This is a genomic window from Embleya scabrispora DSM 41855, assembly GCF_000372745.1.
Lineage (GTDB): Bacteria > Actinomycetota > Actinomycetes > Streptomycetales > Streptomycetaceae > Embleya > Embleya scabrispora.
This window is the reverse complement of the sequence record NZ_KB889674.1, coordinates 33,426-47,838: the sequence shown is the minus strand read 5'-3', so window position 1 is coordinate 47,838 and position 14,413 is coordinate 33,426. Positions and strand designations below refer to the sequence as shown.

General features: G+C 69.8%; 10 protein-coding genes. 7 read left to right on the top strand and 3 right to left on the bottom strand.

Annotated elements, in window-relative coordinates; translation table 11 throughout:
• Positions 1-22 precede the first annotated feature (22 nt).
• Both A3IC_RS0125025 and A3IC_RS0125020 read left to right on the top strand, forming a co-directional pair.
• Entirely contained in the window at positions 23-352 is a 330-nt protein-coding gene (locus A3IC_RS0125025) for a YciI family protein (RefSeq protein ID WP_020552803.1), read from the top strand.
• Positions 349-2,436 (top strand): RNA polymerase sigma factor, encoded by a 2,088-nt coding sequence (locus A3IC_RS0125020; RefSeq protein ID WP_020552802.1) that lies wholly within the window; start codon positions 349-351, stop codon positions 2,434-2,436. The genes A3IC_RS0125025 and A3IC_RS0125020 overlap by 4 nt, the downstream gene beginning before the upstream one ends.
• 255 nt (positions 2,437-2,691) lie before the next feature.
• Here the strand turns inward: A3IC_RS0125020 and A3IC_RS0125010 are convergent, their stop codons facing one another.
• Positions 2,692-3,204 (bottom strand): GNAT family N-acetyltransferase, encoded by a 513-nt coding sequence (locus tag A3IC_RS0125010; protein ID WP_020552800.1) that lies wholly within the window; start codon positions 3,202-3,204, stop codon positions 2,692-2,694.
• A 345-nt stretch (positions 3,205-3,549) separates the two neighbouring features.
• Here A3IC_RS0125010 and A3IC_RS0125005 point away from each other — a divergent pair, with 345 nt between their 5' ends.
• The 4 genes from A3IC_RS0125005 to A3IC_RS56470 all read left to right on the top strand — a co-directional run bounded on the left by A3IC_RS0125005 (position 3,550) and on the right by A3IC_RS56470 (position 9,619).
• A complete protein-coding gene (locus A3IC_RS0125005) occupies positions 3,550-4,020 on the top strand; it encodes a DIP1984 family protein (RefSeq protein WP_026218705.1) in 471 nt (156 codons plus the stop codon).
• A gap of 510 nt (positions 4,021-4,530) precedes the next feature.
• Entirely contained in the window at positions 4,531-5,127 is a 597-nt protein-coding gene (locus A3IC_RS0125000) for a DUF7691 family protein (RefSeq protein ID WP_026218704.1), read from the top strand.
• A gap of 675 nt (positions 5,128-5,802) precedes the next feature.
• Entirely contained in the window at positions 5,803-6,171 is a 369-nt protein-coding gene (locus tag A3IC_RS0124995; RefSeq protein ID WP_063744872.1) for a hypothetical protein, read from the top strand.
• 1,393 nt (positions 6,172-7,564) lie between these two features.
• Positions 7,565-9,619 carry a PQQ-dependent sugar dehydrogenase gene (locus tag A3IC_RS56470; protein WP_020552795.1) on the top strand — a complete coding sequence of 685 codons (2,055 nt, stop codon included), beginning with the start codon at positions 7,565-7,567 and terminating at the stop codon, positions 9,617-9,619.
• Between the two features lie 426 nt (positions 9,620-10,045).
• Here the strand turns inward: A3IC_RS56470 and A3IC_RS0124985 are convergent, their stop codons facing one another.
• Together A3IC_RS0124985 and A3IC_RS0124980 are read right to left on the bottom strand one after the other, a co-directional pair.
• On the bottom strand, positions 10,046-11,374 hold the full coding sequence (locus A3IC_RS0124985) for an MFS transporter (protein ID WP_020552794.1): 1,329 nt from the start codon (positions 11,372-11,374) through the stop codon (positions 10,046-10,048).
• Complete coding sequence (locus tag A3IC_RS0124980; RefSeq protein ID WP_026218703.1) at positions 11,371-12,609, bottom strand: aminotransferase class V-fold PLP-dependent enzyme; 1,239 nt, start codon at positions 12,607-12,609, stop codon at positions 11,371-11,373. The genes A3IC_RS0124985 and A3IC_RS0124980 overlap by 4 nt, the downstream gene beginning before the upstream one ends.
• On the opposite strand from A3IC_RS0124980, the gene A3IC_RS0124975 reads away from it, so the two are divergent.
• Positions 12,608-14,032: an aminotransferase-like domain-containing protein gene (locus A3IC_RS0124975; RefSeq protein WP_020552792.1), complete on the top strand. Its 1,425-nt coding sequence runs from the start codon at positions 12,608-12,610 to the stop codon at positions 14,030-14,032. The two genes, A3IC_RS0124980 and A3IC_RS0124975, sit on opposite strands and share 2 nt — an antisense overlap.
• Positions 14,033-14,413: the final 381 nt, after the last annotated feature.

Sequence of the window (14,413 nt, the reverse complement as noted above, 5' to 3'; positions counted from 1 at the left end):
GAGACGAAACCGGAGAAACAGCATGCGCTACCTGATGACCTCCAGGGCCTCGGAGAACGCGAAGGCCCCCGACGAGAAGCTGTTCGCCGAGATGGGCGCCTTCATCGAGGAACTCAGCGCCGCAGGCGTACTGCTGGCCACCGGCGGGCTCGAGCCGGGCGGCGTCCGGCTGGTCTCCGAGGGCGACGACGTCACCGTCACGGACGGTCCGTTCGCCGAGTCCAAGGAGGCGGTCGTCGGCTTCGCCCTGGTCGAGGTCCGCTCCAAGGAGGAGGCGGTCGAGCTGGGCCGCCGGTTCCGGAGGATCGTCGGTGACGGCGAGAGCATGCTTCAGCAGGTCTTCGGCCCGTGACCGACGTCCACCGCACGGTCGACGCGATCTGGAAGATGGAGTCGGCCCGGATCGTCGCCGCGCTCACCCGCATGGTGCGCGACGTCGGGGTGGCCGAGGAACTGGCGCAGGACGCGCTGGTCGCGGCGCTGGAGCAGTGGCCGGAGTCGGGTGTCCCGGACAATCCGGGTGCCTGGCTCACCACCGTCGCCAAACGCCGTGCCGTCGACCACATCCGCCGCGACCGGCGGTCGGCGGAACACGACGAACTGCTCGCGCACGACCTGGCCGAGCGGCGGCGGCTCGAGGACGGCGTCGGCGGCCCCGAGTACGACCTCGGGGCCGCCGAGCCGGCGTCCGAACAAGAGGACGTGCTGCGGCTGATGTTCGTCTCCTGCCACTCGGTCCTGCCGACCGAGGCACGCGTCGCCCTGACCCTGCGGCTGCTCGGCGGACTCACCGCATCCGAGATCGCCCGCGCGTTCCTCACGGTCGAGCCGCTGATCGCCCGCCGCATCGCGACCGCGAAGCGCACGCTCGCCGAGGAGCGGGTGCCGTTCGAACTCCCGGACGGCGCCGACCCGGCCGAACGCCTGTCCTCCGTCCTGGAGGTCGTCTACCTGATCTTCAATGAGGGCTACTCGGCGACATCGGGCGACGATCTGATGCGGCCCGGCCTGTGCCTGGAGGCGCTGCGGCTGGGGCGTCTGCTCGCCGAGTCCGCGCCGGACGAGGCAGAAGTGCACGGCCTGGTGGCGCTGATGGAGATTCAGGCGTCCCGTACGGCGGCGCGTACCGGCCCTGCCGGCGAACCGGTTCCGTTGCACACGCAAAACCGGGGGCGCTGGGACCGGTTGCTCATCCGCCGCGGCTTCGCGGCGATGTTGCGGGCCCGCGCGGTCGGCACGCCCGGCCGGCCCGGTCCTTACGTGTTGCAGGCGGCGATCGCCGTGTGTCACGCCCAGGCACGCACCGCCGAGGAGACCGACTGGGTGCGGATCGCCGGACTCTACGCGGCACTTGCCCGCCTTCTGCCCACCGCCGTGGTGCGGCTCAACCAGGCGGTCGCGGTGGGGATGGCGGACGGCCCCGCGGCCGGCCTCGCCCTCGTCGACACGCTCACCTGGGACCCGACGCTGCGTGACTACCACCTGCTCCCCGGGGTACGCGGCGACCTGCTGCTGCGCCTGGGACGCGGCGAGGAGGCCCGCCGCGAGTTCGAGCGCGCGGCGCTGCTGACCGGGAACGCCGCCGAACGCGCCTACCTGACGCGTCGTGCCGAGGCGATCCCGGTCGGGGACGCGTCCACGCGGACGTTCGGTGAGGCCATCGACGCGTTTCTGGCCCAGGACCGGCTCGCACCGGCGACGGCCCGCTCCTACGGACAGACGTTGTGGCGACTGCGGCTCTCTCTGGGCGTGGGGATGCCGCTCGCGTCGCTGACGGCCGATCAGATCGCCGGCGCCTTCCGCGGGTCGTGGGGCGGCGTGGCGGCGGCCACCTGGAACCGACACCGGGCCGCCGTACGGGCGTTCGGGGCGTGGACGCACACCCCGGGCCTCGACGCGGGCATCCCCCAGCGGATGCCCGAACGCCGCTCCGCGCCGGCGCCCGCTCCGATCCCGCCCGCCACGGTCCCGCCCGGAACGGCGTGGCCCGGAGACGTGGAAGCCGCGCTGCGCGAGCGCACGTTGTGGACGCTGCTGCGCGAGTCGGGCGCCACCGTCGCGGCCGTGCTGGCCCTCAACGTCCAAGACCTCGACCTGCCGGAGCGACGAGCCCGCCGCGCGGACCGGCGGTCGGATCGGCGGTCGGATCGGCGTGGCACGTGGATCACCTGGCGATCCGGGACGGCCGCGCTCCTGCCCGAACTCCTGAACGGCCGGACCAGGGGCCCGGTGTTCCTCGCCGACCGACGCCCGGGTCCGGCCCGGGCGGGGACCTTGGGCGCGGAGGACATCTGCCCGCAGACCGGCCGAGGGCGACTGTCCTACGAGCGCGCCGAGTTCCTGTGCAAGTCGGCGACCGGACACTCGCTGCGCCGACTGCGGGACCGGGGCGGGGAGGGAACGAACCCTGCGGCCGGGCCGACGTCGCCGAGGTGATTCGAGGCGATCCGATCCCGCATCCGGAGGAACCGATCGCCGCGCTACCGGCCGGAGTCGAGCACCTCTTCGACCACGGCGTGCGCCCCCGAGCCGCGGTGACGGATCCGGTGCCCGGCGACAACGTGGTCTCGCCATGGTGCCTCGGCATCGAGAGGACGTTCGGGAGCGGTGGACGCGGGTGATGGCCGACGAACACCACTCACCCGGTACTCGCCGCTCACCGAACCCCCCGACCCGCCGGAGGAATACAGGTCAGCGGCTCGTCCGATCTCTCGCGACGGGCTTGGTGTAGCGGTGGCAGGGGACGAGGACGGAGCCGGTGACGCCGTCCGCCGGATAGTCGAACAGGCCCTCGTCGGTCCAGCCGTTGCGTGCGTAGAACCTACGGGCTCGGGCGTTGCCGCCCACGACGGCCAGCCACGCCCGACGATGGCCGCCGGCACCGACGAGGCGCTCGGCTTCCGCGAGCAGTAAGTCTCCCACTCCGGTACCTCGGCGCTCGTTCGACACGTAGACCTGTTCCACCTCGTCGTCGATCACCGTCACGAACCCCGCCACAGCGTCACCGGTGTCCACGACCACCGTGTCGTCGACACGTTCGAGGGCCCGTGTCCTGAACAACGGCGCACTGCGGACGGCGACGAGAGCCTCGGGAACGTGTCCCAGATGACCATCACGCCACCCTTGTTGCCAGATCTCCGCGATCGTCCCCACGTCGCCCGGACTTGCGGGCCGCAGCATCAAGAATTGCTTGTCAAGAGTCATCGGTCGAACGTATGACGAGCATCCGGCCGCCTTCCAGCCTCCTTCCGGTCATGTCTTGACGGTGGCCGTCGACGCCGACCTCCACGGACGTGAACGTCCGCCGCCGGGGCGCGAGTGCGCGCGCATGGGCACTCGGCGACGAACGGAACGCTGGACGACCTGTGGACCGACGAGGTCCTGGCCGATCTCGGGCCGACCGGGGGGCTTCGAGCTCGCGTCCGGGGTCGGATTCGCCGGCTGAGGAATGTTGTAGGGCCTGAGATTTGGTGCCCCAATCTCAGGCGCGGATGAGCCGGCCTCCACTCGTATACTCGGGCGAGCTCACAGAGGACGGGAGGTGGGGCAGTGAAACTTGCTGAGGCACTGGCAGAACGTGCGGAGACGCAGCGTCGTGTAGAGCAGCTGCGAGCGCGCGTAGTCAGCAGTGCGCGGTACCAGGAAGGGGAGACGCCCGCCGAGGATGCAGCTCGGCTGCTGGCCGAGGCCGGTGAAATGCTGGACGCCCTCGAAACGTTGATTCGTCGGATCAACCGGACCAATGCCACGGTGGAGATGGTCCCTGATGGCACGCTCACCGACGCCCTCGCGCGCCGGGATGTCCTGCGGCTGCGTCACTCCGTGGTCACCGCGGCGGCGGACGCGGCAGCGGGCACGGGGGAGCGGGGATACGGCCGGCAGCTTCGGTCCGAGCTGATGACGCTCTCCGCGCTTCCGGTCGCGGAACTGCGCGGTCAGGCGGATGCACTGGCCCGCGAGATCCGTGAGGTCGATGTGCGGATCCAGCGAACGAACTGGGAAGCCGACCTGCTGGACTGAGGAGCCCGGCAAGCCGGGAGGATGTGGAGCAGGTAGCTGCTTCGGAGGCGTGCACACACCGAGGGCCGGCGGTTTCCAGCCCACTCCTGGTGCGTGAAGAGCAACGCGGGGGTTCGACTCCCCAATTGACAACGCAGCTCAGCACGGCGTACAGGTAACGGTGCACATCGCACAGCACATCACCACGTGCAGATCCGGGGCGGCGAGGGTGGGTTCGGGGTTTTCCACATCGCAGCACCATGGAGAATGATGTTCTCCTGCGGACACCGTCGGCGACATCGGAGGCGCTCCTGCCCCTGCCGCGAACGAGACTCCGCGAAAGCCGGGTCGTTTGAGAACGCCGGCCACCGGCGTTCTCAAACGACCCGGCACTCGCACAGGTCGGCAGACCGCTGTCCGTGGAGGTCTCGGCCGCGCGGGCGGGGCCGTCACGGTCACGAACGATCGAGCTCTGAAGGCCCGTCGGCTCCGGCCGCGAGGGTGTCGGCCGGCGCGGATAGGGTTTGCCGCATGAGCATGTCGCTGTCGCTGTTCCTCGTCGACCCCGAAGTCACGCGCGCTGTGGTGGGATCCGGCGACGTCCGGGTCCGTCGCGCCATCGGCGGGCGGTTCAAGCAGGAGATGTCGCACGACGACGACTACTTCGCCCACGAGATCGAGAACGGCGCGCCGACGCGGTACGAGGCGCTGACGGCTGTCGTGGACGGCGGGCCGTTCGACGAGAAGCACGCCTTCCAGTACGGGTACGCGTACCGGATGGTCTGCGCCTTCCACGGGCGCCGTCTGTGGGGTAACAGCTTCTCGCCCTTCAAGTACGCGTGGCTGGGGTACGTGGACGAGGCCCTGAAGTCCCTCGGGATCGAAGCCGTCACGGTGTCCGAGTTCGGCTACGGGTTGCCTTCGCCGCTGCCGTACACCGATCTGCCCGGCAACGGCGTCTGGTCACCGGATGCCTGTGCCGTCGCACTCGCGCAGTACGAGGCCGTGACCGAGGAGCAACTCGCCGCACTGGACCGCGAGGTGCGCGAGGCGGTCGAGGAGATCGGCGGATGGCTCCGCGAAGCCCGCGCGCACCCGGGGCGCGGCGTCGTGGGCTTCCTGGCGTGACACCCCGGGCCGCCGACCATCCGGGTAGCGCGTCCAAGCCGTCTCTTCGATTGGTGACGCGGGATCATGGGGTTTGTGATCCGCAGTTGTGAACCGACCCACGACGACCGGCTGTTGAGTACCTGCGTCCAATCCCGGGCCTGCGGCGCGCAGCAACGGAGATCGCGCTGATGGGTGTCGCCCAGGACGTCGGTGACGACGAGCCTGATGTCGCACGATCCCACCCGGCAACGCCACGAATGCCGCACACGCAGACGTGTCCAACACCGTGAACCGCCACGGCCACTCCCCACGAACCCCACGATCCAGATTCGCCTTCACCACCTCCCACACCAAATCCACCACCGAACACCAACACCACCGCCGGAAGCCGCAACGTCACAACACCACTGGCCGAAACCCGCCGCTGCGCCCAGGGGTCCGTGGCGGGCCCATCCCCCAACGTGTCCGTCGGCGTCACGTCCTCGACGCCAGGCCCCATGAGACACCACTCGCGCACCGGCCGGAAGTGGTACCTCGGCCCCATGCTCACCGGCACGACGGTGGTACGTCGAAGCGCGCGTGTAGAACGACCGTGGTGGGGACGGATACACCCCACGTTTGACGTGCTCGGCCGACCCCGTGGATAGCGTCGTCCTGTCATTGCACAACCGACGACATACGGGAGGAAAGACCATGAAACGACGCATAGCCACGGGGCTCGTCGCGGTGGCAGCGTTCGCGGCGTGCTCCGGGACGGCCGTCGCCTCGGCGGCGCCCGCCGCACCGTCCGGGCAGGTGAGCGTGCTGGGCAGTTGCCCGGAGACGAGGAACGTCTCCGTCAACGGCGGTGAGGCCCACTGGACCGTTTGGTGTTCGGGTGGCCGGGTCTACGTCGACGGCTACGTGAAGGACACCAAGGCCGACGGAAAGTGCGCCGAGGTCTACGGCAGCGTCGGCTCGGTGGCGGTCAACAGCGCCAACGCCTGCCCCAAGAACACCAAGAAGACGTTCGCCTGGAACGCGCCGGGTAGCAGCGTCGCCCTGTACCTGCGTCTGATCTGATCCGCAGCGATCGTTCGTTCGGCCGGTGATCCGCAATGGGGATCACCGGCCGAACGGCCGTGTCCGGCCAGAGGCGGCCTGTTGTGCGACGCCGCTCTCACCATCACTGCTCCTTCCCCGACATCACCAAGGCGCGGGCGGACGGCGGCTGCAAGAACGGCACCGTCGGCCACACGCACACCCTCGGCGTCGACCTGGAACTCGTGAACCGACCCTGCCACCAAGGGCTTCGCGGTTCTGCCCAAACGGTGGGTCGTCGAGCAGACATTCGGCATCCTCGCCCGCTACCGTCGCCCGCATCGCGGCTACGAGACCCATCCCGAACGGTCCCGCGCGATGATCCCCTGGGCGATGACCAATACACTCGCCCGCCGACTGGTCGGACCCAAGGTCCGATTCCGGCAAACCACCCACCCAAAACCGGACGCAGAAGCCTGAACCTTTACCGGATCCTCTCCGGTCGCCAGGAGTCGCGGGTCGACGTCCGGGCGCAGCAGGCCCGGGACCAGGTCGTCGAGGCCGACGCGGTGTCCGCGGGTGCGCGGCTCGGCGCCCGGCCGACCCCGGGGACCTCCAAAACCGGGCGCGAGCGGCGCAGTTCCTCATCCGGCCGCCGTAGTCGGGCCCGGTCGGGTGCCGGGCCGCCGGCGGCCTCACCGGGCATTCCTCACCCTCGGTCGGTCCCACGCCGAGGGCGCACCGCCGCAGGTTCGTGGTCTACCAGGCGTCCAGGTCGCCTCGGGGGTCGTGGTTCACGTCCCTGCAGTGCGAACCAGGCAGGACCCGGATCTCTGCGCGTGCGCGCGGGAAAAAGCTCGTCGCCGGGCGGTTCGTCTTTCGCCGGGGGCGGCCCGGGGCGGGCGGCGGGTGACGGCGATGTGTTCAGTCATATGAAGGACCGTCACGACCGAGATCGTGTGAGCGCAGAGCGGCCCGGTACTCGTTTCAACGCCTCATGCGGCGATTCAACGGCATGACCGAGGCGCGGTCGGGAGTGGGCCCGCACATATCGAGTGGCGCGTGACCCGTTGACAGGTACACAACCGAGCCCTAGCGTGCTCCATCACCGGATAGGAAAGTTTCCTAACTATCGAGGTCCAGCGCCAACTTCCCCCGCGTGACCGACCGTTGCCGGATATCGCTTGCCGCGAAGACTCTCGCAGCGGACCCGCCCGGGCAGCACCACGAGCTGCTGAGTCGCCCCGCGCTCAGCCCCTCTTCGCTGGAGGACACCGTGAGATGCATCAAATCCCGGCCGTCCAGGGCGTTCGGCGCCCTGATAGCTGCGGCCACCACCGCCTCGCTCTGCGTGGCCCTGCCCGCTGCCCACTCCGCTACCCTCTCTCGCGCCGCCACGTACGAGGCCGAGGCCGCCCATGTCGTCAAGGGCAAGGTGGAGTCCAACCACGCCGGCCACACCGGCACCGGCTTCGTGAACTTCGACGCGGTCTCCGACGCGTACGTCGAGTTCACCGTCCAGGCTGAGCAGCCGGGAGCCACGAAGCTCGACTTCCGTTACGCCAACGGCACTTCCGCCGACCGGCCGTTGGACATCACGGTCAACGGCACCCAGGCCGCCGGTGACCTCTCCTTCCCCGGCACCGGCGCCTGGACGACCTGGAAGACGGTCTCCGTCACGACGGCACTGGTTGCGGGCACCAACAGGATTCGCGCCACCACCTCGGGGGTGGACGGCCCCAACCTCGACAGCCTGGCCGTCACCCCGCAGGGCCCGGCCGACACCGAGAAGCCGACGGCCCCGAAGAACCTGCGCAAGGACAAGGAGCCGACTACCACCTCGGTGTCCCTCACCTGGGACGCGGCCAGTGACAACGTGAAGGTCACCGGGTACGACGTCTACCAGCACGGCCAGCTCATGAAGCAGGTCGACGGCTCCACACTGGCCACCACGGTGACCGGCCTGACGCCCGAGACCAGCTACGACTGGACCGTATTCGCGCGCGATGCAGCGCCGAACGTCTCCGACGCCAGCAACGCGGTCACCATCGCCACGCTGCCCGCGCCACCCGACGGCGAGGCGCCGAGTACCCCGCAGGGGCTGCACGCCACCGGCAAGACCGCGACCAGCGTCGACCTGGCATGGACGCCGTCCACCGACAACGTGCAGGTCACGGGGTATGACATCTACCGTGACGGCGCCGCCGCGGGTACCTCGGAAACCGCGTCCACGACCGTCGCCGGCCTGAAGGCCGACACGGCGTACAGATTCAAGGTGCGGGCCTTCGACGCCAAGGGCAACCGGTCGGCGTTCGGCCCGGAGATCAGCGTCACCACCGCCGGTTCCCAGCCGGGCGGCACCCCTGATCCGGGCGCCGTGAAGACCTTGGCCGACGGTGTGGACGTCGCCTGGGGCGTGGCGTTCCTGCCGGACGGCTCCGGGATCTACACCGAGCGGAACACCTTCAACGTCTACCGGCTGACCAAGTCCGGCCAGAGGACACAGCTCGGCAAGGTGCCCAACTCCCAGACCACCGGCGGCGAGGGCGGTCTCATGGGGGTGGAGGTTTCCCCGAACTTCGCCACCGACCACTACGTGTACTTCCTGCACACCTCGTCCGACGGCAACCGCATCGCCCGGATGAAGCTGGAGAACAACGCGCTCAGCGGCTACAAGGTGCTGCTCGATGGCATGGCCAAGAGCCGCTACCACAACGGCGGACGGCTTCGCTTCGGGCCTGACGGCAAGCTGTACGCCGGCATGGGCGATGCCCAGAACGACTCCCGGGCGCAGGACAAGAACTCCCTCAACGGCAAGATCCTGCGCATCAACCCGGACGGCTCGATCCCGTCGGACAACCCGTTCGGCAACGCCGTCTGGTCCATCGGGCACCGCAACCCGCAGGGCCTGGACTTCGATTCCAAGGGACGCCTCTGGCAGGCGGAGTTCGGCGACAACATCATGGACGAGGTCAACCTGATCCAGAAAGGCGGCAACTACGGTTGGCCCAACTGTCAGGGCACCGAAGGTAGTTGCTCCGGATACATCGCGCCGAAGAAGACCTGGCCGGTGTCGTCCGCCTCGCCGAGCGGCCTGACCATCATCAACGACCACGTGTTCGTGGCCACGACTCGGGGCGAGCGAGTCTACCGGCTGCGCATCGACTCCAGCTCCAATCTGGTCGAGCAGAAGTCGTACTTCGAGGGGACGTACGACCGGCTGCGTACCGTGGAGGTCGACCACGACGGGGACATCTGGCTCACCACGTCCACGGACAAGGACGGCACGGCGGGCAACGACCGGATCCTGCTGATCGACATCGTCTACTCGGGCGGACCCGGCTCGGGGCCCGGCGAGTTCGAGCCGACCGGCACCGCCTTCGCCGACAACGCCACCATCCCCGACAAGTACACCTGGGACGGTTCGGCGGCCCAGGACACCTCACCGCCGCCGGCGTGGGGTGCGGGCGGCACCGGCGCCAAGAGCTGACGGTTCGCGTTGCCCGAGCCGGGCCGGGAACGCCCGCAGTCGACCAGGCAAGCCCGTTCGACGAGTTGTGCCCCTCGGGCCGGTGGTTTCGGCGCCGGTGGTGGTGCGGGAGTCGAGGCGGCGGGGTCTCGTCGATGGGGACCATGCGGGCGCCGGCCCGGATTGGGTGTGCGCCGGACCGCCTCGGTGATCCGGGCCCGCCTCATGCGGGTGCCGGCGTGGAAGCTGAGGCAGCGGGCGAGGGACCGGCCCCAACTGGTCGTCGCCGCGTACGAGTCCGGACTCGTCAGGCCCGGCTGGAGCCCGGGCCGGACGCGTCCGGGACGCCTTGAGCGGAGGTCGAGCCCCGCCATGGAGGCCATCCATGACGGCCCCACCGCCGCGCTCGCCCACGCCGACGCCGGTGGCGATCATGCTCGCTCCGCTTCAGTCCGCTGCCACCGCGATAGGTTCCTCAGGTGCGGATGGGAGGCCGTGGAGCCCGCTCACCGGGGACAGGAAGAGGGGGATCAGTACGGCGGCGGATCCGAACGCCGCCACGGTCAAAGCGCCTTGGGCTCCGATTCGGCCCGACAGCAGACCTGCGGAGAGGCCGCCGAGTGCGCCGCCCCCGAACAACAGGGTGCGGAAGACCGCCGTCATCCGGCCCATCATCGACTGCGGGGTGCCGGCCTGACGCAGGCTGACGATGACGACGCCGGCGACGCCGAGACCGAGGTAGGTGACGAAGAAGGAGAGGACGAACATCGCCACCATCACCGGCCGGGGGCCGGTGGCCAGGACGATCGGTATCGGACCCAGGAGAAGCGCCGACTGGGCGACGAGATAGACGCGACCGAGCCGGAAGCGCCGAATGACCTCCCGGGAGACCGCCGCGCCGATCAGGCCGCCCACGGAGGCGGTTGCGAAGATGCCACCGAGGGCCGTCGAGCCCAGATGCAGGTCACGGGCGCCGTACAGCAGGAACATGGTCCACACGGTGACCATGGAGAAGTTGCAGCAGAAGCCGATGAGCGCCAGCCAACGCAGGATCGGGTTCTTCAGAACCCAGCGCAGGCCGTCCCGGAGTTCGGTGGGCCAGTGCCGTTGTACGGACGGGGGTTGAGGGCGGGGCTCGGGGGTGCGGATGAGCAACAGCGAGACGAGGGACACCAGATACGAGAACGCGTCCACGATCAGCGCCACCGGCGCCGTCAGGGCGCCGATCAGGACACCGGCGAGCCCGGGTCCCGCCACGTCGGCCGCCGACGAACTCATCCCCATCTTGGCGCCGGCCTCGACGTAGTGCCTCGGGTCGCGGACCAGAGTCGGTACGTAGGACATCCAACTCACGTCGAAGAGGACCGAGGCGACACCGACGGCGCAGGCGATCACCAGCAGCCGGACGAGGCTGAGTGTGCCCGTCCAGTACATGACGGGCACGAGGGCCAGCAGGATCATCCGGACGAGGTTGGCGGCGAGCATGATCCGCCGCCGTCGGGCTCGGTCCACCCAAACCCCGAAGACCAGTGCGAGCCCGAGGTAGGGGACCAGTTGTAGGAATCGCAGGACACCGACCTGCTCGTCACCGGCGTCGAAGGCGGTGATCGCCGTCAGTGGCAGTGCGAGGTTGGTGACCTGGGTGCCGAGGAGCGACAGCGTCTCGCCGAGCCAGAATCTGAGGAAATCGCCGTTACGCCAGAGACTGACCGGGCTCTCCGGGCTCTCCGGGTTCTCCGGAGAAGATTCCTCGGCGTGCCTTCCGGAGGCCTTCATCGCCGTCCCCGACGGACGAGGTCCGCGACCGCGTCGCCGACCCGATCCACCTCTTCCTCGGTGTTGTAGTAGTGCGGTGACAAGCGCAGGCACCATTCGACGTCCTTGTCCGCGAAGTCGAACTGTGCGAACTCTCGGAAGCTGAGCGCCGAGTTGATGCCGCGGGCGTCCATGGCCGCCTTGAACGGGTGCGGCTGCCAACCTTCCACGCCGAAGGTGACGAGCGCGGCGAGACGCGGGCCGCGGTCGAGGACGCGTACGCCGGCGATGGGTTCGAGACGTTCGCGTAGCCGGGCCGCGAGCGCCGGTGTGCGCTGCTCGATGGCCTCGAGGCCGACCTTGCGGGCGTAGCGCGTCGCGGCGGCGCTGCCGAGCACGGTGGCGTACGGAAACTCCCACTCCTCGAACCGGGCCGCCGTCGCGACGGGCTCGTAGCCGCCCGGTTGCGTCCAGCGGGCCCCGTGCATGTCGATGAACAGCGGTTCGTAGCCGGCGTTCAGGACGCGATCGGATACGTACAGAAATCCGGAACCGCGTGGGCCGCGGAGGAATTTGCGGCAGGTGGCGGTGAGGAAATCGCAACCGATCTCTTCCACGTCGATGACGTACTGGCCCACCGACTGGCAGGCGTCGACCAGGTAGAGCAGGTCCAGTTCGCGGCAGTGGCGGCCGATCTCGGCGACCGGCGAGACCAGTCCCGAGTTGGTGGGGACGTGGGTGACGGACACCAGACGGGGGCGATGGGTCCGCATCAGCGCTGCCATCGCCTCCACCTCGACCCCGCCGTCGGGTGTGTTGGGCGCGTGGACTATCCGTACGCCGAATCGCTTGCGCAGGGAGAGGAACGCGATCTGGTTGGAGACGAAGTCGTCGCGGGTGGTGAGGATGACGTCGTCGGCCTCGAACGGGATCGACGACAAGGCGTTCGCGTAGGCGTGGGTGGCGCTGCCCGCGAAGGCGATGTTGTCGGGCGTGGCGTGGACGAGCGCGGCTATCTCCGTGTGGAAAGCCCGGACTTCGGCGGCCCGGGCGGCCGAGGCCTCGTAGCCGCCGATCTCCGCCTCGAGGTTGAGATGGCCGACCATCGCGTCGAGGACCGGGGTGGCGAGGAGCCCGCATCCCGCGTTGTTGAAGTGGATGACGTTCCGGCATCCCGGAGTGTCGGCACGCAGGGTGGCGACGTCCAGTTGAAGCACTTCCGGGCGGAATTCAATAGCGCTACTGTTGTCCTTCATGAATGACAGTAGCACTTCCAGGCAGCTTGCCGACCGTCTTCGCACGCTGGTTTCCGGTCTGTCGCCCGGCGACCTGCTGCCGAGCAGCCGGGACCTGATCAAGGAGTACCGGGTCGGCCCCGCGACCGTGGCACGGGCCATCGCGTCGCTGGCCGCGGAGGGCGTGGTGGTGACTCGTCCGGGCAGTGGAACGTACGTGGCGCAGCGCCCCAGGCTGCGCGACGGAGTCACCGACACCGACTGGCAGACCGTCGCTCTCACCGACCGCGCCGTCGACACCCACCTGATCGCCGATCCGCTCGGACCGCCGTCGGCTGGGACCATCTCCATGGACGGCGGCTACGTGCATCGTTCGCTCCAGCCCACTCGGGTCCTGAGCGCGGCGCTGGCGAGGGCGGCACGCCGTCCGGACGCCTGGGATCGTGCCCCGTCCGGCGGTCTGATGGAACTGCGCACCGTGTTCGCCGGCATCGTCGGCGGCGGCGTGGCGCCGGAGGATGTGCTGGTCACCGCAGGCGGACAGAGTGCCCTGTCGATTGCGTTCCGAGCCATCGCAGGCCCCGGCAGCCCGGTCCTGGTGGAATCGCCCACCTATCCCCAGGCGCTGGCCGCAGCTCGCGCCGCGGGGCTGCGGCCGGTGCCGGTGCCCCTCGACGCCGACGGGGTGCGGCCCGACATGCTGGCCGAGGCGTTCGCGATGACCGGCGCCCGGTTGTTCTACTGCCAGCCCACGTTCCAGAACCCGACCGGTACCGTGCTGGCACCCGAACGACGCCGCCAAATCCTCGATGTGGCGCACGCGTCGGGGGCGTTCGTGATCGAGGACGACTTCGCTCGACACCTGGGGCACGGCGGCGCCGTGCGCCGGCCTTTGGCGGCGGACGACAACGACGGCACGGTCGTCTACGTGACCTCACTCACCAAGCCCGGGGCACCGAGCCTGCGGATCGGGGCGCTGGTGGCCCGGGGGCCGGTGATGGAGCGTATGCGGGCGGTGCGCCTGGTCGACGACTTCTTCGTCAGCCGCCCACTCCAGGAGGCCGCGCTGGAAGTACTCGGTTCCCCGTCCTGGGACCGGCACATCCGCTCCCTCGGCGCGGCGCTTCGGGAGCGGTGCGCGCTGCTGGCCGCCGCGGTCGCCCGCGAGATCCCCGGCGCCACCTTGACCGGGCTGCCCGCGGGCGGACTACACCTGTGGGTGCGCCTGCCGCCCGGCGTGGACGACACCGTATTGACGAGCGCGGCCCGGCAACGCGGCGTCGCCGTCAGCGCGGGCAGCCGCTATTTCGCCACCGAGCCAACCGCGGGCCACCTGCGTATCGGGTTCGCCGCCGCAGCCGACCTCGCCGAACTGACCGAGGGCACACGTCGATTGGGAGCCGCGCTCGCGGATCTCGCGCCGGCGCGGGAGCGAGGCGCATGAAACATCGGACTCCGCGGGCCGCTTCGTGGACAAGGACGGTGCAATGACTTCATCGTGAGGCGCGAAGGCTGTTGAGGTATGTCGGCACCGAGTCCCGGCGGCCTGGCGACGAGCGGTGTGGCGGCCTCGTTGTGCTTGAGGAGTGCTTGAGCGACGACCGGACGGTTCTCTGTCGGGCGGGTTACGGGCGGGCGTCTCGGATCGGTTGTGTACGGGACGGGCGGCCCGCCGTCCTCCGCGGCGATGGCGATGTCGAGGGCGCCGTCCGCGCGTCGCGTCCGGGGACCTCGGAATCCCCCGGCAGGTCGCAGGGCCGGCGCGGGACCGGAGCGGGGTGCTCGGGCCCCGATCGTCGGCAGGTGACGGCCCGTCGGCGGGGGC